This window comes from Salipiger bermudensis, assembly GCF_017309175.1.
GTDB lineage: Bacteria > Pseudomonadota > Alphaproteobacteria > Rhodobacterales > Rhodobacteraceae > Salipiger > Salipiger bermudensis.
Genome location: NZ_JAEKJV010000011.1, coordinates 144,478 through 161,141, shown reverse-complemented (window position 1 = coordinate 161,141; position 16,664 = coordinate 144,478). Strand labels below are relative to the sequence as shown.

The 16,664-nt window shown below is 66.3% G+C and carries 16 protein-coding genes; 7 read left to right on the top strand and 9 right to left on the bottom strand.

The window, feature by feature from the left end:
* Positions 1-577 precede the first annotated feature (577 nt).
* A complete protein-coding gene (gene msrQ, locus JF542_RS15940; protein ID WP_207076561.1) occupies positions 578-1,186 on the bottom strand; it encodes a protein-methionine-sulfoxide reductase heme-binding subunit MsrQ in 609 nt (202 codons plus the stop codon).
* Between the two features lie 104 nt (positions 1,187-1,290).
* Between msrQ and JF542_RS15935 the strand changes: the two genes are divergently transcribed.
* Positions 1,291-1,938, top strand: coding sequence for a hypothetical protein (locus JF542_RS15935; protein WP_207076560.1), 648 nt, complete (start codon positions 1,291-1,293; stop codon positions 1,936-1,938).
* A 15-nt stretch (positions 1,939-1,953) separates the two neighbouring features.
* Here JF542_RS15935 and msrP read toward each other — a convergent pair whose 3' ends face one another.
* A complete protein-coding gene (msrP, locus tag JF542_RS15930) occupies positions 1,954-2,859 on the bottom strand; it encodes a protein-methionine-sulfoxide reductase catalytic subunit MsrP (protein ID WP_207076559.1) in 906 nt (301 codons plus the stop codon).
* 275 nt (positions 2,860-3,134) lie between these two features.
* Between msrP and JF542_RS15925 the strand changes: the two genes are divergently transcribed.
* Positions 3,135-3,752 (top strand): hypothetical protein, encoded by a 618-nt coding sequence (locus JF542_RS15925; protein ID WP_007796259.1) that lies wholly within the window; start codon positions 3,135-3,137, stop codon positions 3,750-3,752.
* Positions 3,753-3,845: 93 nt separating this feature from the next.
* Here JF542_RS15925 and JF542_RS15920 read toward each other — a convergent pair whose 3' ends face one another.
* Positions 3,846-5,354: an FMN-binding glutamate synthase family protein gene (locus JF542_RS15920; RefSeq protein ID WP_207076558.1), complete on the bottom strand. Its 1,509-nt coding sequence runs from the start codon at positions 5,352-5,354 to the stop codon at positions 3,846-3,848.
* 117 nt (positions 5,355-5,471) lie between these two features.
* Here JF542_RS15920 and JF542_RS15915 point away from each other — a divergent pair, with 117 nt between their 5' ends.
* The gene (locus JF542_RS15915; RefSeq protein WP_207076557.1) at positions 5,472-5,909 is read left to right on the top strand and encodes a DUF302 domain-containing protein; all 438 of its coding nucleotides are present in this window, start codon (positions 5,472-5,474) and stop codon (positions 5,907-5,909) included.
* Positions 5,910-6,022: 113 nt separating this feature from the next.
* Here the strand turns inward: JF542_RS15915 and JF542_RS15910 are convergent, their stop codons facing one another.
* The 6 genes from JF542_RS15910 to JF542_RS15885 form a co-directional block, all read right to left on the bottom strand.
* Positions 6,023-6,628, bottom strand: coding sequence for an ABC-type transport auxiliary lipoprotein family protein (locus JF542_RS15910; RefSeq protein ID WP_207076556.1), 606 nt, complete (start codon positions 6,626-6,628; stop codon positions 6,023-6,025).
* 13 nt (positions 6,629-6,641) lie between these two features.
* A complete protein-coding gene (locus JF542_RS15905; protein ID WP_207076555.1) occupies positions 6,642-8,381 on the bottom strand; it encodes an MlaD family protein in 1,740 nt (579 codons plus the stop codon).
* Between the two features lie 3 nt (positions 8,382-8,384).
* Positions 8,385-9,176: an ABC transporter ATP-binding protein gene (locus tag JF542_RS15900; protein WP_207076554.1), complete on the bottom strand. Its 792-nt coding sequence runs from the start codon at positions 9,174-9,176 to the stop codon at positions 8,385-8,387.
* On the bottom strand, positions 9,173-10,306 hold the full coding sequence (locus tag JF542_RS15895; protein ID WP_207076553.1) for an ABC transporter permease: 1,134 nt from the start codon (positions 10,304-10,306) through the stop codon (positions 9,173-9,175). Before JF542_RS15895 ends, JF542_RS15900 begins: the two co-directional genes overlap by 4 nt.
* Positions 10,307-10,512: 206 nt before the next feature.
* A complete protein-coding gene (locus JF542_RS15890; RefSeq protein ID WP_207076552.1) occupies positions 10,513-11,337 on the bottom strand; it encodes a sulfite exporter TauE/SafE family protein in 825 nt (274 codons plus the stop codon).
* Positions 11,338-11,375: 38 nt separating this feature from the next.
* Complete coding sequence (locus tag JF542_RS15885; RefSeq protein ID WP_207076551.1) at positions 11,376-12,017, bottom strand: GntR family transcriptional regulator; 642 nt, start codon at positions 12,015-12,017, stop codon at positions 11,376-11,378.
* Positions 12,018-12,239: 222 nt separating this feature from the next.
* On the opposite strand from JF542_RS15885, the gene JF542_RS15880 reads away from it, so the two are divergent.
* Genes JF542_RS15880 through JF542_RS15865 form a run of 4 tightly spaced genes read left to right on the top strand, consistent with a single transcriptional unit; the run spans position 12,240 to position 16,664 of the window.
* The gene (locus JF542_RS15880; protein WP_007796213.1) at positions 12,240-13,847 is read left to right on the top strand and encodes an ABC transporter substrate-binding protein; all 1,608 of its coding nucleotides are present in this window, start codon (positions 12,240-12,242) and stop codon (positions 13,845-13,847) included.
* The gene (locus tag JF542_RS15875) at positions 13,847-14,797 is read left to right on the top strand and encodes an ABC transporter permease (protein ID WP_207076550.1); all 951 of its coding nucleotides are present in this window, start codon (positions 13,847-13,849) and stop codon (positions 14,795-14,797) included. Before JF542_RS15880 ends, JF542_RS15875 begins: the two co-directional genes overlap by 1 nt.
* Positions 14,794-15,693, top strand: coding sequence for an ABC transporter permease (locus tag JF542_RS15870; protein WP_207076549.1), 900 nt, complete (start codon positions 14,794-14,796; stop codon positions 15,691-15,693). Before JF542_RS15875 ends, JF542_RS15870 begins: the two co-directional genes overlap by 4 nt.
* Positions 15,690-16,664 carry an ABC transporter ATP-binding protein gene (locus JF542_RS15865; protein WP_207076548.1) on the top strand — a complete coding sequence of 325 codons (975 nt, stop codon included), beginning with the start codon at positions 15,690-15,692 and terminating at the stop codon, positions 16,662-16,664. The genes JF542_RS15870 and JF542_RS15865 overlap by 4 nt, the downstream gene beginning before the upstream one ends.

The following is a 16,664-nucleotide window of genomic DNA, read 5'->3' as shown; positions in this document are numbered from 1 at the left end:
CCTAGAAGCGCGATATACAGACGTTTGATCCATCGAATGAACCAAGGTCGCCCACATATCTCTTCAGATACTAGCGATGTCAAACAGCGTGAGAGACAAAACCAGACCAGTGCGCCCTAGCTTCCGGCGCGCCCGCCCGTCATACCTCTCGAATGTCTTGCCGCCTCGTCTGCGTCAGCTCCGCGTCTCCGCCTCGCCGCCGCCCCGTCTGGCGCCCCGTCGTGCGCCTCAGCGCCGCCGGTGAAGGGGCTTTTACGGATAGCCCCCGACACCCGCAACCCCTTTTTTAGGAAAACGTCATGTTCTTCCAAAAGAACATCACAAATCACATGATATCAATGACTTGATGGGCAAACTTTCTCGCCCAACACCACAACGAAACACCCTGACCCAACGGCAACACCAACAGCTTCAAGCGAGTCACCGCACTAGGGGACGGGCTGCCCACAGACCTATCCACAGATCCATCCAGAATCCGGCCGAGTCAGCCCCGGACTCACCCGAGTCCCCCCCTGAATCGCAAGCGCCCCCGACTCGGACGAGTCGGGGGCGCCAAGATGAGCCGGACGGGAGACCCTCAGCTGCGCAGGGCCACGCGGCGCTGCAGAGCCGGGAGCCGCAGCGCCACCAGGACGACCGTCGCCCCCAGATAGAGGAGTGGCTCGATCTGGAAGCCTTTCGCCAGCATCACGAAGTGCAGCCCGCCTAGCAGCGCCGCCGCGTAGACCAGCCGGTGCAGCTGCCGCCAGCGCTTGCCAAGGCGCCGGATCGCCCCATTGGTCGATGTCAGCGCCAAAGGCAGCAACAGCAGGAAGCCTGCCATGCCCACGGTGATATAGGGGCGCTTGACGATATCGGCCCAGATCCGGGCCGGGTCCTGAATGTCGAGCAGCAGCCAGACCAGGAGGTGCAGCGCCACGTAGAAGAAGGCCATCAGCCCCACGGCGCGGCGGAACTTCAGCAGGTTCACCCCGGCATGACGGCGCAGCGGCGTGATGCAGAGCCCCGCGATCAGCAGTTGCAGCGCCAACTCGCCTAGTTCGTGCTCGAGCGCCTTGATCGGCTCGACGCCGAGGCCGCCTGTGGCGCCACTATAGAAGAGCCACGGCGCGGGCAGCGCCAAGAGCAGGTAGACGAGCCAGCTCGGCACCCGCCGCGCCCCCTTGTTGATCCGATCCACCAGCATGGTGCGGCCACTCCTTTGCATTGTCTTCAACTTACCCGAATTCCGCGCCACCTGGTCCATATTCCCCTGCGATCCCGGAGGCGGATCAATTGAGGATCGACCACATGATTGATGACACGCTCTTGCTTGCGGTTTGCGGCATCGGGGCCTCCGTGCTTCTGACCATCGCCTTCCGGCTCTGGAAAAAATCCAAGGGCGAGACCTCTGTCTTCGCGCAGGATGACAGCCTCGAGGATGTCGGGCTCTCGGTGCTCTCTGCCGCCTTCCCCTCGCGCGCGACGACCGAGGACTTTCGCACCGTGCTGCGCCCGCCCTGGGGGCTGCGCATCGGCGGACCGATCCTTGCGGCGCTGATGCTTATATATGTGGACCTCACGCCCCTGACGGAGTCGGTGGGCTGGGCGCTTCCGGAAGGCGCGCGAATCCTCAAGCTGGTGATCGGGGCGGGGCTGGCCTATTCGACGGCCATGCTGCTCTTCGTGCAGCGCGTCGCCTATGACCGGCGCGAGATCCGCAGCTACGGCGTCGACCCGCGCCCCCAGACCCGGCAGCTTTCGGGACTGACCGGGATCGAGATGCACCCGAACCGGCCGGCGCTGGTCTTGAGCTTTGCCGATCAGCCGCATCTCTACATCCCCAAGTACCTGAGTGGCCGCGAAACCTTCATCGCCGAGATGCGGGCCATCGCCGCGCAGAACGCCCATGCCGCGCCGGATCATCACCGGAGCCTGCGCTATCGCATGGGGCTCTGACACGAGCACTGCGCCTCAGAAGTTCCGGGCGAGGTCCATGCCTTCGTAAAGCGAAGCCACCTCGTCGGCATAGCCGTTGAACATCAGCGTGGGCTTGCGGGGCGAAAACAGCCCGCCGCCGATCTCGCGCTCGGTCGCCTGCGACCAGCGTGGGTGACTGACCTCGGGGTTCACGTTGGAATAGAAGCCGTACTCGCGCGCGTTGGCCTTGTTCCACGCGGTCGGCGGCTCGCTGTCGGTCAGGGTGATGCGCACCACCGACTTGATCGATTTGAAGCCGTATTTCCACGGCACCACCAGCCGCAGCGGCGCCCCGTTCTGTTTCGGGATGTCGCGCCCGTAGATGCCGGTGGCCATGATGGTGAGGGGATGCACCGCCTCGTCGAGCCGCAGTCCCTCGACATAGGGCCAATCGAGCACCTTGTAGGCGGTGCCGGGCATCTCGTCCGGGCGCAGCACGGTCTCGAAGGCGACATACTTCGCCGAAGGCTGCACCCCGGCCAGATCCAGAAGGTCGGCGAGCTCGAAGCCGTTCCACGGCACCACCATCGACCAGGCCTCGACACAGCGGAAGCGGTAGATGCGCTCCTCGATGGTCATCTGGGACATGATGTCGTCGAAGGCATAGTCGCCGGGCCGGTCGACCAGACCGTCGATGCGCACCGTCCAGGGGTCGATGGTGAGCTGGTCGGCATGGCGGGCGGGATCTTCCTTGCCGGTGCCGAACTCGTAGTAATTGTTGTAGCTGGTGATCTCTTCCCAGTCGTTGGGCTCGAGATCGCCCGGCGCTGCGCCCGCCCTGCCGGCGAGACCGGCCAGACCGAGCCCGGCGGCACCGGCCATCAGCTGGCGGCGGTTGAGCCAGGCGTGCTCGGGGGTGACGTCGGATGCGGTCAGCGGACTCTTGTAGCGGCCGGCCATGGGAAAACTCCTTTGCTTGCTTGGACAAAAGGTATGCGAGCGATGCGCATCTGCCAAAGCAAAGCGTCTCACGTTCACGTTCGGGCGCTGAAACATTGCCCCGCCCGATGCCTCTGCCCAATTCCGCTGCCCGCGCCGCTGCCCAGCGATGAACCTTTTCGGCGCGAGCCCGCACTTACCCGGCACAACACCGCGGCCAAGGGCAGATCATCGGCCCGCAACCGCCTCCCTCCCCTCCCGGCCCGGCTCGTGGCCGCTTATGAAAGGAAGCCCCAATGCCCTATAAAGCTGGCCTCGTGACCTACCCGACCACCATCGCCGGTATCAAGCGCGACACCGAACTGGTCCGCGCCTTCAACGAATTCCTGCGCGGCAACAAGGAATACGACGCCTATTTCAAATACGTCACCGCCGACGCGCGCCCTGCGGTGCGCTACCAGATGTTCTTTGCCAAGAACGCCAGCCACAAGATCCAGATGTCGCCGAAGATGCAGCAGATCGCCGATCTCGCCTTCGGCATCGAGGAATGGGACAACCCCGACTACAAGAAGGTGATCGATTTCATGGAGCAGCATTGCAGCAAGCTGCTCGAGGGCAAGGCGGTGCCGGCCTTCTTCAAGAGCAAGATTTTCGTCGATCATCACTGCGCGCGCCTCACCGGCTACAAGGACCCCAACAAGGCCGCGACCGAGGCCGCGAAGAAGCTGAACCTCAAGGACAAGAAGCATGTCAGCGTGGTGAAGCAGATCTTCCTCGAGGCGCTGTTCGGGCGCGAAGCCAAGATCGCCCGGCTCAACAAGGAGCTCGAGGAAACCCGCGCGAAAGGCAGCAAGGGCAAAGGCAAACGCGACGTCTTTGCCGAGATGAAAGCCGGGCGGATGATCCACGCCTGATGATCTTGGCCTGATGATCTTGGCCTGATGATCTTGGCCTGATCCCGTTGCCCTGCCGCGCTTTTCGCGGCGGGGCAACACCCGCCGCCCGGCTCAGGCGCCGTGTTGAGGCGGCGCGGTTTCGGCCTGGTAGCTCGGCCGGATCTTGTTGAACGGGATCGAGCTGCCATCGGCCTGCACGATACGCACGTGCCGCCTCCGCATCTGGCGCGGCTCCGAGACACCCACCGAGTGCGCGATGGTCTCAACCTCCTTGATGACGCCCTTGGCGTAGTTCGCCACCTTCTTGTACTTGTTCTGCACCACCAGCCCCTGCTGAAGATGCGGGTCATGGGTGGTGATGCCGGTCGGGCAGGTGTTGCGGTTGCATTTCAGCGCCTGGATGCAGCCAAGCGAGAACATGAAGCCGCGCGCCGAGGTGACGAAATCCGCGCCGAGGCAGATCGCCCAGGCCACGTCGGCCGGGTTCACCAGTTTGCCGGAGGCGATGATGCGGATGCGGTCCTTGAGACCGTAGCGGTCGCGCAGGTCGACGATGCGCGGCAGCGCCTCGCGGATCGGCATGCCAACGAGGTCGATCAGCGGCATCGGCGCCGCGCCGGTGCCGCCCTCGCCGCCGTCGATGCAGATGAAGTCGGGCGCGCTCTCGCTGCCGCGCTCATTGATCAGCTTGAAGAGATCCTCCCACGCATCCGACGAGCCGATCACCGTCTTGAAGCCCACGGGCTTGCCCGAGACCTCGCGGATATGGCCGATCATGTCGAGCAGATCGTCGAAATCGTCGATCTCGGGGTGACGGTTGGGCGAGATCCCCGCCTGCCCGACCTTGAGACCGCGGATCGCCGCGACCTCCTCGTTGACCTTCTCGCCCGGCAGAATGCCGCCCTTGCCGGGCTTGGCCCCCTGCGCCAGCTTCAGCTCGAACATCTTGACCTGCGGGTTGGCAGCCACGGCGCGCAGCTTGTCGTCGTCGACGCGGCCCTGCTCGTCGCGCAGCCCGAACTTGGCGGTGCCGATCTGGAACACCAGATCGCAAGACGCCGCCTCGTGATAAGGCGAGAGCCCGCCCTCACCGGTGTTGAGCCAGATCCCCGCCTCGCAGGCGCCCTTGCTCAGCGCCTCGACCGCAGGCTTCGAGATCGCGCCATAGCTCATGCCCGAGATGTTGTAGATCGACCGGGCCAGGTAGGGCACCCGCGCGTGCGGGCCGATCACCATCGGGTCGGTGGTGGCGAACTGGTCGTCGAGCGGCGGGAACACCGCGTTGACGAAGATCGGCGTGCCGGGGATGTTGAGGTTGCGGGTCGAGCCGAAGGCGACGGTGTTATCCTTGCCCTTCGTGGCATGATAGACCCAGTCGCGCTGCGCCCGGTTGAACGGCATCTCCTCGCGGTCCATGGCAAAGAAATACTGGCGGAAGAATTCGCCCAGCTTGGTGAACAGGCCGCGGAAGCGGCCAATCACAGGGTAGTTGCGGCGGATCGCGTCGTTCGACTGCACCGAGTCGATGACATAGAGCGCCAGCGCCACGAAGACGCCGATCCCCACCACCGCGACAAAGACCAGTGCCAGCACCTGAAGCGCATACATTGCCGCACCCATGGTCACATCCTCACGTATTCATTCATTTGCATGATAGCCGCCTCCCGCATACCCTGCGAGTCCTGACGCCACAGTGACAACGCTTGCCGGGGACGGCAACCGAAAGGGAGGAGAGAGATGATGAAATGGATGGCAGCGCTCGTGTTGAGCACCGCGCCGGCACTGGCCGCCGATGTCGTTTCCTATGACACCGACCAGAGCTTCGACGACGTGACCTTCGGGCTCGAGAACGCGATCATCGACGCTGGCCTCGTGGTCGACCATGTCAGCCACGTGGGCGAGATGCTCGAGCGCACGCGCGAGGACGTCGGCTCGGACGTGGTTCTCTACGATCAGGCGGATGTCTACAGCTTCTGCTCGGCGCAACTCTCGCGACAGGTGATGGAGGCGGATCCGATGAACATCATGTTCTGCCCCTACGACATCTTCGTCATGGTGCGCCACGACGCGCCCGAGACCACAACCATCGGCTTCCGCGCCTTCCCCGAGGGCGAGATGCAGACCATCCACGAGTTGCTCGACGGGCTGGCGCGGGCGGCAATCGGGATAGAGTAAGGCCCGTCCACCGCCGCCACAGGCAACGCCCCCGGGGCCCGGCCTCGTACCACGCCTCGGCGATCGCGCGCGGTCGAAGATTAAGGTCTCGGGGCAGTGCGCCCGCGGGCCTCTCAGCGGGCCTGCGAGACGATCCACGCCACCGCCTCGGGCAGCAGCCGCGAGGTGGCGCTGTCGAAGGCGGCAACAATGCTGTCGGGATCGGTCGCGGCGGCAAGCTCGGTGGCCTCGAAGCTTCGGGTCGCCACGACACGGGCATCGCCCTCGCGCACCACGCGAAGCACGAAACGTACCCGCACCAGCCCGGTCTCGGCCCCCTGCATCGCTTCGCCCTGAAAATCGGTCAGCTCGCCCAGCACCGCGTAATCGGCGCGCGGGCCGACGGGCCGGCGGCTGACCGAGCCCAGCGCGCCGGTCTCGCTCAGGCTGCGCACCAGCATCGTTTGGAGCATCGCCGGCGCCGGATCGGCCCAGCGCACGCCGGGCAGGTACTGCGCCTGTAGCGGCGAGGGGCGGATCATGATGCGCTCGGTCGCGAGCGAGCCACTGGCGAGCGGCTCCTCGACGATCACCTCCACGCCGCGCCGCGCACCGCTTTGCACCACCTCCGGGGTGCGCAGTTCGTAGACCTCGAGTGGGGTCGACGCCTCTTCGAGCGCGGTGAGCGCGCCACAGCCGGTGAGGGCGGCAGCGAACAAGATCGGGATCAGGCGCAGCATGGGGGTCATCTCCTTATCGCCCGTATTCCGGGGCGCGCTGGTCGAGCAGGAAGCGGCCGGGATCGCGCCCGAGCCGCTCGACCAGGTCATCGAGGTTGTTGATCAGGGTCCGCGTCTCGGCAGCCAGCCGCCCGAACTGCGGCAACGCATCGGTGGCGAAGGCGCTGACCGCCGGGGCACTCTGGCCCACCGCCGTCTCGATCTCGGCAAAGGCGGCCTGTGCCGAGCGGCTGGCGGCGCGCAGCTCCTCGGTGACGCCGGGCACTTCGCCCGCGACCTCGGCCACCGCGGTCTCGAGCTGCGCCAGCGTCGCGCGCAAGCTCTCGGCGATGCCCGCCACCTCTTCGTTCACCACCCGGTCGGCGCCCTGAAAGGCCTGTTCGGCTGCCCGCAAGGCGCGGTCGCCGGTCTCGAGCGCCACGTTGATGGCAGAGAGCGTGTCGTTGGCATTGGTAAATGTCACGCGCACACTGTCGAGCGTTTCGCCCGCGTTGCGTGCCAGATCGTCGAGTTGCCCCGAGGCCGAGGACAGGTCCTCGCCCACGCGCGACACCACGCCCGAGGCGGTGTCGGTCGCACTGCGGATATCGGCGATGATCGCGGGCAGGTCAGTCTCGGCCACCGCGCCGACCTCTTCGATGACGCGCGTCGCCTGCGCGGTGGCTTCGCGCAGCTCCGCCACCAACGCCGTTCCGTCGCCCACGATCAGCGTGTCGACGCTCTGCGCCGCGCCATCGACGCTCTCCATCGTGGCCCCGATGCTGGCGATCATCTCGTTGGTGGCCGTCAGTGTCTCGCGCGCCTCGGTCAGGCGCTGCGTCGCTGTCTCCCCGGTCTCGGTGAAGGTCTCGACCAGCCCGCCCGCGCTGTCGCTGAGCGCGGCGAAGCGGGTCTCGATATCGGCCACCGAGCGCTGCAGCTGTTCGGTCGCCGGGCCAAGCTGGTCGGTAACGTAGCGCTCGGCGGACCCGATGGCGCTGTCGGCGCGCTCCAGCGTGCCGCCGCCCTGCTCAAGCACCTCGCGCGCCTCCTCGGAGAGATCGCGCACCGAGACCACCGCCTCGCGCACATCCGCCAGCGTTGCCGAGGCGTCGCGGCTGACCGAGTCGAGCGTGTTGTTGAAGCGGTCGATCTGATCCGCGAAGGTCGCGACCGAGCCACCGACCGCCGAGAAATCATCCAGCGCCTGCGCGAAGGCAACCGATGAGTCCTCTATATTGTCGAGGATGCTCTGCACCTTGGCCTGGTTCTCGTCACCGAAGAGCTGGCGCACGTCCTGCACGGCGCGCAAGGTTTCGGAGACCAGCAGCGGCGCGTCCTCGGTAAGCGATTGCAGCACCGATTGACCGGCCTCGATATTGGGCACGTCGTCGTCCGAGACCTCGGCCAGCAGCGGCGCCTCGGGCGTGCCGGCGGAAATGCCGACATAGGACACCCCCGTCACGCCCTGCGCCTCGATGGTGGCGACGCTGTCGGCGCGCACCGGGGTGTCGGCGCCGATCTCGATCCGCACCCGCACCGTTCCGTCGCGCTCGGGCGACAGGCGCACATCGACCACCTGCCCCACCGGCAGACCGGAAAAGCGCACGTCAGAGGCATCGGACAGGCCGGAGACGGTCGGGAAGTCGATGTCGTAATAGGCGAACTGGCGGTCGAGCTGGATATTGGCGAACCACATGAAGGCCGCCAGCATCGCGAGAAAGCCCGCCAGCGTGAACGCCCCGATCAGCACATAGTTGGCGCGGGTTTCCATGCCTCAGTCCTCCGTGCCTGTCGCGGTGTCCGCAAACGCCGCCCGGGCGCGCGGTCCGTGAAAATACTCGCGCACCCACGGGTCGTCGACCTCGAGCATGTCCGCGAGGCTGCCGGTCACAAGGACGCGGCGCTCCGAGAGCACGGCGATCCGGTCGCAGATCGCGTAGAGCGTGTCGAGGTCATGTGTCACGAGAAAGACCGTGAGTCCAAGGGACTGGCTGAGGTTTCGGATCAGCGTATCGAAAGCCGCCGCGCCGATGGGGTCAAGCCCCGCCGTGGGCTCATCGAGGAAAACGATCTCGGGATCGAGCGCCAGCGCCCGCGCAAGCCCCGCCCGCTTGCGCATCCCGCCCGAGAGCTCGGACGGATAGAGGTCGCCGGCGAGATAGGGCAGCCCGACCATCGAGATCTTCAGATCCGCCAGCTCGCGCCGAATGTCGGGGGCCAGCCCCGGCACCGCCTTCATCGGCACCTCGATATTCTCGCGCACCGTGAGCGACGAGAACAGCGCGCCATCCTGGAACATCACCCCCCAGCGGTCGTCGAGGCTGTCGCGCCCGGCGCCCCGCCCCAGCACGTCGACGCCGAACACGTCGATCTCGCCCGCCGCCGGGGTCTGCAGACCGGTGATGGTGCGCAGCAGCACCGACTTCCCGGTGCCCGAGCCGCCGACCACGCCGAGGATCTCGCCGCGATAGACGTCGAGGTCGAGATGCTCGTGCACCACGTGGCTGCCAAACTGTGTCTTCAGCCCGCGCACCCGGATCACCGCGTCTCGCTCTGCCTTGCTCATATGCCCACCTTCGCGAAGAACACCGAGAACAGCGCGTCGGCAAGGATCACCGCGAAGATCGCCGCGACCACCGCGCCCGAGGTCATCCGCCCCAGCGACTCGGCGTTGCCCTTGACCTGCATCCCCGCGTGGCAGCCCACCACGCCGATGATCAGCGCAAAGGCCGGGGCCTTGACCAGCCCCACGAGAAGATGCCCGACGCCGGTGCCCTCGATCAGCCGCGTGACGAACATCGAGGGCGAGATGCCAAGCTCGAGCCACGCCATCAGCGCGCCGCCGAAGAGCCCCATGAAATCGGCGATCAGCCCGAGGATCGGCAGCATCAGCAGCAGCGCAAGAATACGCGGTACGAACAGCATCACCCCGGGATCGAGCCCGAGCGTGCGCATCGCGTCGATCTCCTCGCGCATCTTCATCGAGCCGATGGCAGCGGTGAAGGCCGAGGCTGTCCGGCCCGCCACGATGATCGCGGTGAGCAGGATGCCCAGCTCGCGCAGCACCGAGATGGCGATCAGGTCGACCACGAAGACCTCGGCGCCGAACTGGCGTAGCTGCTCGGAGCCCTGAAAGGCCAGCACCACGCCGATCAGGAACGACATCAGCGCCACGATCGGCACGGCGCGCAGACCCACATCCTCGCAATGCGCCACCAGCGCGGTGAGGCGGAACTGTGAGGGATGGCGCAGCACCCGCCCGAGCCGCGCGAGGAACAGGCCGAGAAACCCGGTCAGGTCGGCAAAGTAGCGCAGGCCGCCCACCACCGCGCGGCCGATCTGCTCGAGCAGCGCCTGAATGCCGCGCGCCGCAGCCGGACGGTCTTCACGCTCGGGACGGGCCTGGCGGACATTGTCGAGCAGCAAGGCGGTGGTGTCGCTCACGTTGCGCAGCCCGAAGCTGCCGCCGGCGGCCTGCGCCCGCGCCTCGAGATCGACCAGCAGCCACGCCCCGGCGGTGTCGATGCGCGCGACCCCGGCAAGATCGACGACCAGCGGCCGCTCGAAGCGTTGCTCGGCAAGACGCCGGCGCAATCCGCTCACGGTGCGGATCGACAGCGCACCCGAGAGACTCAGCACCGCCTCCGCGCCTGTCTCAGAAAGACCGAACTCGATCCGTTCCTGTCGCGCCGCCATCTGCCCTGCCTCTGCTCCGGCTCCACCGGGCGGCCCCTCGCGGATCGCGCGGCGGCATCACGCCGGGGTCGCTCTGCTCAGATCTGATGCCCGGCAAACCGGGCCGCACCCTCCGGGATACGGTATCCACTCTGAGGCCCGCAGCAACCGCTGTTTGCACGGCAGGGCCATGCGGCAACTCGAAGCATCGGCAGCGGCGGCGGTGCTCAGCCCATGTACGCCTTGCGCAGCATGTTGAGCGCCACGAGGATCAGGAAGGCGCCGAAGAGCTTCTTGAGCGGCGCCGGGTCCATGGCATGGGCGAGCTTGACGCCCAGGGGCGCGGTCAGCAGGGTCATGGCGATCACCACCAGAAAGCCCGGCAGGTTCACCGCGCCGATGGTGAAGGGCGGGCGAGAGCCCGGCTCGATGGTCAGCAGCAGGAAGCCCACCGCCGAGGGCACCGCGATCAGCACACCAAAGCCGGCGGCGGTCGCCACGGCGCGGTGAATCGGCACGTTGTGCAGGCTCATGAGCGGCACGCCGAAGCTGCCGCCGCCGATGCCCATCAGCACCGACAGGAAGCCCACCGCCGGGGAATAGATGTATTGCTTGCCGCCGCTCGGCATCGCCTCGGCCAGACGCCAGCTGCGCTTGCCGAAGGTCATGTAGGCACCGATCACCAGCGCCAGCACCCCGAAGATCACCTGCAGGCTGGTGGATTTCAGCGCCGAGGCGGCGAGCACGCCGATGATGGCGCCGATCACGATGCCCGGCGCCCAACCCTTGAGGATGTCCCAGTCGACCGCGCCCTTGCGGTTGTGGCTGACCACCGAACGCAGCGAGGTGACGATGATCGTCGCCAGCGAGGTGGCAAGGCAGACCTGCATGGTCTGCGGCCCGTCATAGCCCAGCGCCTGGAAGGTGAAGAAGAAAGCGGGCACCAGAACGATGCCCCCGCCGACGCCAAGAAGCCCCGCGAGCACACCCGCAAACCCTCCGATCACCACCATGAAAAGCAGCAGTTCCAGCGTCAGTGTCAGATCGGGCATTTAGGTCTCCAGAATGGCTAGGGCGGCAACGGCGCGGATCACTCCGCCCGACGGGCAAGGATGTCGGTCAATACGATGCAGGACGAGGCCACGTGGCTGCGCATCAGCCGTCGCGTGGTCTCGGCGTCCTGCGCGAGAATGGCCTCGGTGATGCCGCGATGTTCGGCCCGCGAGGTCTCGAGCCGGGAGGCATCTTCGTGGAAATTGGCGGCACGCCACGCCAGCGTGCGCAGGTTCAGCTCGTCGAGCGTGGCGGCGAGGATGGCGTTGCGCGCGCCACTCTTGATGGTGTCGTGGAAGCGGGCGTTGATCGCGCCATAGGCCTCGGGATCGTCGCAGGCGTCGCCCTCGGCGAGGATCGCCTCGAGCTTGCGGCGCTCGATCTCGCTCATGCGGTTGGCCGCCAGAGCCGCCAGCCCGCTCTCGACCTCGCCCGCCGCCTCGAACAGCTCGGCCAGATCGTCTGGCGCCATCTGGCGCACGAAAAAGGCCCGCCGCGCACCGCGCTCGGCAAGGCGCGCCTGCTCCAGCCGGTGCAATGCCTCGCGCACCGGGGTGCGGGACACGCCGAACTGCTCGGCCAGCGCCTTTTCGACCAGCGGCTCACCCGGAGGCATCCGCCCGGCAACAATGCCGTCGACCAGCGTCTCGAAAATGTTTTCTGCCGTGCGAATAGACATCTGTCGTCCGCCTTCCGCGTTTGGAACACTTTTATCTTGCATATGTATACATGTCCCAGCAAGTTGAATTCATAACAACGTCGCATGATTAGGGAGACATCGACAAAAACGCCTCGAAACCAGACCGAGGCGGGCGAGATCCGGAGCCAACCGGGCCGCGACAAAGGCACTGGCCTCTATGGAGAAAAAGGGAGGAGACCATGCCAACAGGAGAGACAAAGAATGAAGAAGGTAGATCACAAGAAGGTTCTGGCCGAGCGCCTCTCGGCGCGATTCGGTCGCCGGGCCGTGCTCAAGGGGATGGGCGCAGGCCTTCTGACCGCAGCCGCCTCGACCGGCGCGCCGGGCATCGCCCGCGCCCAGCAGAGCGGTCACCTCAGGATCGCGTCGATCAAGGTCATCGACACGCTCGACCCGCATTTCACCGGCTTCCTGTCGGCGATCCAGATCATCAACAACATCCATAACGGTCTCCTCAAGATCGCCTATGATGGCACCAACGTGACCTTCGAGCCCGATCTCGCCGAGACCTGGGACCTCGAGGACGAGAAGACCCACGTCTTCAAGCTGCGCGACGGCGTGATGTTCCATGATGGGACACCGTGTAACGCCGAAGCTGTGAAGTTCTCGCTTCTGCGCGTCAAGGAAGGCGAGCCCAAGTCGCCGCACGCCTGGAAGCTGGCGCTTCTCGACGAGGTCGAGATCGTCGACGACCTGACCTTCAAGCTGCACTTCTCGCAGCCCTACGCGTTCCTGCCCGTGGCGCTGAACGGCTCCACCGGCCGTGCCGGCACAATCGTCAGCCCCGCCGCCGTGCAGAAATACGGTGCGGACTATGGCCGCAACCCGGTCGGGACCGGCCCGTTCAAGTTCGTCTCCTGGCGCGAGAACGATGCCATCGAGCTGGAAGCCAACACCGAGTATTTCGAAGAAGGCATGCCGAAGCTCGAGCGCGTCACGTTCGTTCTGATGAACGAGGCCTCTACCGCGCTTGCCGCCCTGATGGCCGGCCAGATCGACGGCATGACCGACTGCCCGATGCAGCTGGTGGACCAGGTCGACGCCTTCCCGAACGCCACGCTCTACGGCGAGATCGAAGGCAACTACACCTATGTCGGCATGAACTGCGCCCGCGCCCCGTTCGACGACATCAACCTGCGCCGCGCCGTGGCCTGGGCCCTGGATCGCGAGACCCTCGTAAAGCAGGCCTATTTCGGTCGCGCCCAGCAGGCCTACACGCCCATCTCCCCGCCGATGACCGACTTCTTCGATCCCGACATCGCGACCTCGGGCCGCGGCCAGTGGTTCGATCTCGAGAAGGCCAAGGAATTCCGCGCCAAGGCTGCGAACCAGGGCGAGGTCGAGGTGACCTACATGATGGCCGAGCGTGGTCCGGTCGGCACCCGCGTCGCCCAGACCGTGGCGCCGATGCTGGCCCAGATCGGCATCAAGGCGAACCTCGAGCTGATCGAGCCCGCCGCCTGGGTGAAACGCCGCAACGAGGGCGATTTCGACCTCTATGATTTCGAATGGGTGGCCGACCTCGACCCCGACGAAACGCTCTACCCCGAGTTCCGCTCGGACGGCGCGTGGAACTTCGGCAAGTGGGTCAACACCGATTTCGACGACCTCTGCGCGCAGGCGCAGGTCGTGCTCGAACCGGAAGCCCGCAAGGAGCTCTACTACAAGGCAGAAGATCTGCTCATGGATGAGGCGGCGATCGCCATCATGGCGCATATGCCGATCTACAAGGTGTTCTCGAACAAGGTGCAGGGCTTCGAATACATCCCCGCCGACCTCGTGAACCTGCACACGGTGAGCCTCGCCTGATGTGGGGACAGGCACTGGGAAAGATCGCGCAGACGCTTGTCGTCCTGTTCGTCGTCTCGGTGGCCAGCTTCGGACTTCTGAAGCTGGCGCCGGGCGACCCGATCCAGATCATGCTGGGATCGGAATTCTCGCAGGAGGCGTATGACTCGCTCACCGCCGAGCTGGGGCTGGATCAGCCCTTCCTCGCGCAATATGCCGACTGGGCGGTGAGGTTCGTGCAGGGAGATTGGGGCACATCCTATGTCGCCCGGACGGATATCTTTACCTATGCCTTCAAGGAGGCGCTGCCCGTCACGCTGACGCTCGCCTCCTTCTCTCTCGCCTTCGCGATCCTGATCGGCGTGCCGCTGGGCGTGCTGTCGGCGGTCAAGAAGGATACCGCGTTCGACGCGGGCGCCGCGGTGCTGGCCCTGACCGGCACCGCCTTTCCCTCCTTCCTGCTCGGCATCCTGCTGATCTGGTTCTTCGCGGTGAAGATGCAGATCTTCCCGGTGATGGGCTACGTCTCGCCGTGGCAGGACTTCTGGGGCGGCATCTATCACATGATCCTGCCCGGGCTGACGCTGTCCACCTATTTCATCGCCATGATCACGCGCCTGACCCGCGCCACCCTCATCGAGGTGATGGAGCAGCCCTACATCGCCGCCGCCCGCGCCCGCGGCGAGCCCTCGTGGCGGGTGATCTGGGTGCATGGCGTGCGCAACATCGCCATGCCGCTGGTCACCATCCTCGGGCTTCAGCTCGGCGTGCTGCTGCAGGGCACGGTGCTGACCGAGACGGTCTTCAACCTGCCGGGCATCGGCCAGATGCTGACCTCCGCCGTGCTGGGCCGCGAATACATGGTCGTGCAGGCCGGCGTGATGATGACCGCCACCCTCTTCATCGGAGTGAACCTCCTCGTGGACCTCTCCTATCCCTTCCTCGACCCGCGGCTTAGGGCACGGAAATGAGCATCCAGACTCCCGAAGCCCCGACCACCCTGCCGCCCGCCGAGCCGCCGAAAAAGGCCAAGACCGGCCGGCGCTCGATCTTCCTGCGGCGCCCGTTCTTCACCATCGCCCTGATCGTCGCGGCCGGCTACGTCCTAGCGGCAATCTTCGCCCCCTACGTGGCGCCCTATGATCCGGTGATGCAGGACATCAACGCGATGATGCAGGCGCCGAGCGTGGCGCATCTGCTGGGCACCGACAGCTACGGCCAGGACATCCTGAGCCGGGTGATCTACGGCGCCCGCTACGCGCTGATCATCGGCATCTTCTCGGTGCTGATCGGCGCCGCCGGCGGGCTCGTCATCGGCCTTGCCGCCGGTCTCTCGGGCGGCTGGCTGGAATGGGCGCTGATGCGGCTCATCGACTCGATCCTCGCGCTTCCGTCGCTGATCCTCGCCGTGGCCTTCATCGCCATCCTCGGACAGGGCGTCGACAAGGTCGTCGTCGCCGTGGGCCTGTCGATGATCGGCCCCTTCGCCCGCACCGTGCGCGCCGACGTGATGCAGGTGCGCGTGCAACTCTTCGTCGAGGCGGCAACGCTGATGTCGATCCCCTATCTCAAGGTGATCTGGCGCCACGTGCTGCCCAACGTGATCTTTCCGCTGGCGGTGCAGGTCACCATCCGCATCTCCGAGGCGATCCTCGTCTCCTCGTCGCTCTCCTTCCTCGGCATCGGCGTCACGCCCCCCACCCCCGACTGGGGCCTGATGATCGCCGAAGGCCGCGCCTTCGTGAGCTTTGCCGCGTGGATGTCGGCGATGCCCGGCTTCGCGCTCGCCCTGCTGCTGATCGCGCTGTCGATCGTCGGCGACGGCATCCGTGAAGAATTCGACCCCAAGCTCCGGAGGGGCGCATGAAGGACATGGTCACCCAACCGATCCTCAGCCTCCGGGATCTCAGCGTGCATCGTGGCGCGGCCAAGATCCTCGATCGTGTCACGCTGTCGCTGGCCGAGGGCGAGACCCTCGCGCTCGTCGGCGAGAGCGGCGCCGGCAAGTCGACCATCGCCACGGCGCTGATGCGCCTGCTGGATGGCGCCAAGGTCGAGGGCTCGGCCGAGATGACGGGCGCCGGCGACCTGCTGGCGCTGTCTGAGCGCCAGATGGTCAAGCTGCGCGGCCGCCGGCTGTCGATGATCTTTCAGGATGCGGGCTCGGCCCTGAACCCGTCCTATACCGTGGGCCGGCAGCTGATCACCGTGCTGCGACGCAATCTCGGGCTGTCGAAGGCCGAGGCGCGCAGCCGCGCCATCGAGCTTTTCACCTCGGTCGGCATCAACGACCCCGAGGGCCGGATGAGCGCCTATCCGCACCAGCTCTCGGGCGGCATGCAGCAGCGCGTGATGGTGGCCATCGCGCTGGCCTGCAATCCCGACCTGCTGCTGGCGGACGAGCCGACCTCGGCGCTCGACGTGACCATCCAGGCGCAGATCGTGCGGCTGATCCTCGCGCAGACCAAGTCGCGCGGCGCGAGCTGCATTTTCGTGCTGCACGATCTGGCGCTGGCCAGCCAGTCCTGCGACCGCATCGTGGTGCTCTATGCCGGTCAGGTGGTCGAGGCGGGCCCGGCCCGCGACATCCTCGAACGCCACCGCCACCCCTATACCAAGCAGCTGAAGTCCTGCGTGCTCGAGATCGGCACCAAGGACATCACCGCCCCCGAGGGCACGGTGCCGCCGCATAGCGAGATGCCCGTGGGCTGCCGCTTCGCCACCCGCTGCCCGCGCGCCCTGCCGCGCTGCGCCGGGGAGGCCCCTCCGCTGCAGCCGGCGCGCGCCGGGGCCGATGGCCCGCTCGATCACCAATTTGCCTGCTGGAACCCGGAATGA

Bases quoted from the DNA above. Each gene is read 5' to 3' on its own strand.
- JF542_RS15925 (WP_007796259.1), top strand. From the start codon at position 3,135: ATGCCCTATAAAGCTGGCCTCGTGACCTACCCGACCACCATCGCCGGT.
- JF542_RS15870 (WP_207076549.1), top strand. From the start codon at position 14,794: ATGAGCATCCAGACTCCCGAAGCCCCGACCACCCTGCCGCCCGCCGAG.
- JF542_RS15915 (WP_207076557.1), top strand. From the start codon at position 5,472: ATGATGAAATGGATGGCAGCGCTCGTGTTGAGCACCGCGCCGGCACTG.
- JF542_RS15885 (WP_207076551.1), bottom strand. From the start codon at position 12,017: ATGTCTATTCGCACGGCAGAAAACATTTTCGAGACGCTGGTCGACGGC.
- JF542_RS15895 (WP_207076553.1), bottom strand. From the start codon at position 10,306: ATGGCGGCGCGACAGGAACGGATCGAGTTCGGTCTTTCTGAGACAGGC.
- JF542_RS15920 (WP_207076558.1), bottom strand. From the start codon at position 5,354: ATGGGTGCGGCAATGTATGCGCTTCAGGTGCTGGCACTGGTCTTTGTC.
- msrQ (WP_207076561.1), bottom strand. From the start codon at position 1,186: ATGCTGGTGGATCGGATCAACAAGGGGGCGCGGCGGGTGCCGAGCTGG.
- JF542_RS15935 (WP_207076560.1), top strand. From the start codon at position 1,291: ATGATTGATGACACGCTCTTGCTTGCGGTTTGCGGCATCGGGGCCTCC.
- JF542_RS15900 (WP_207076554.1), bottom strand. From the start codon at position 9,176: ATGAGCAAGGCAGAGCGAGACGCGGTGATCCGGGTGCGCGGGCTGAAG.
- JF542_RS15880 (WP_007796213.1), top strand. From the start codon at position 12,240: ATGAAGAAGGTAGATCACAAGAAGGTTCTGGCCGAGCGCCTCTCGGCG.
- JF542_RS15890 (WP_207076552.1), bottom strand. From the start codon at position 11,337: ATGCCCGATCTGACACTGACGCTGGAACTGCTGCTTTTCATGGTGGTG.
- JF542_RS15905 (WP_207076555.1), bottom strand. From the start codon at position 8,381: ATGGAAACCCGCGCCAACTATGTGCTGATCGGGGCGTTCACGCTGGCG.
- JF542_RS15875 (WP_207076550.1), top strand. From the start codon at position 13,847: ATGTGGGGACAGGCACTGGGAAAGATCGCGCAGACGCTTGTCGTCCTG.
- JF542_RS15865 (WP_207076548.1), top strand. From the start codon at position 15,690: ATGAAGGACATGGTCACCCAACCGATCCTCAGCCTCCGGGATCTCAGC.
- JF542_RS15910 (WP_207076556.1), bottom strand. From the start codon at position 6,628: ATGCTGCGCCTGATCCCGATCTTGTTCGCTGCCGCCCTCACCGGCTGT.
- msrP (WP_207076559.1), bottom strand. From the start codon at position 2,859: ATGGCCGGCCGCTACAAGAGTCCGCTGACCGCATCCGACGTCACCCCC.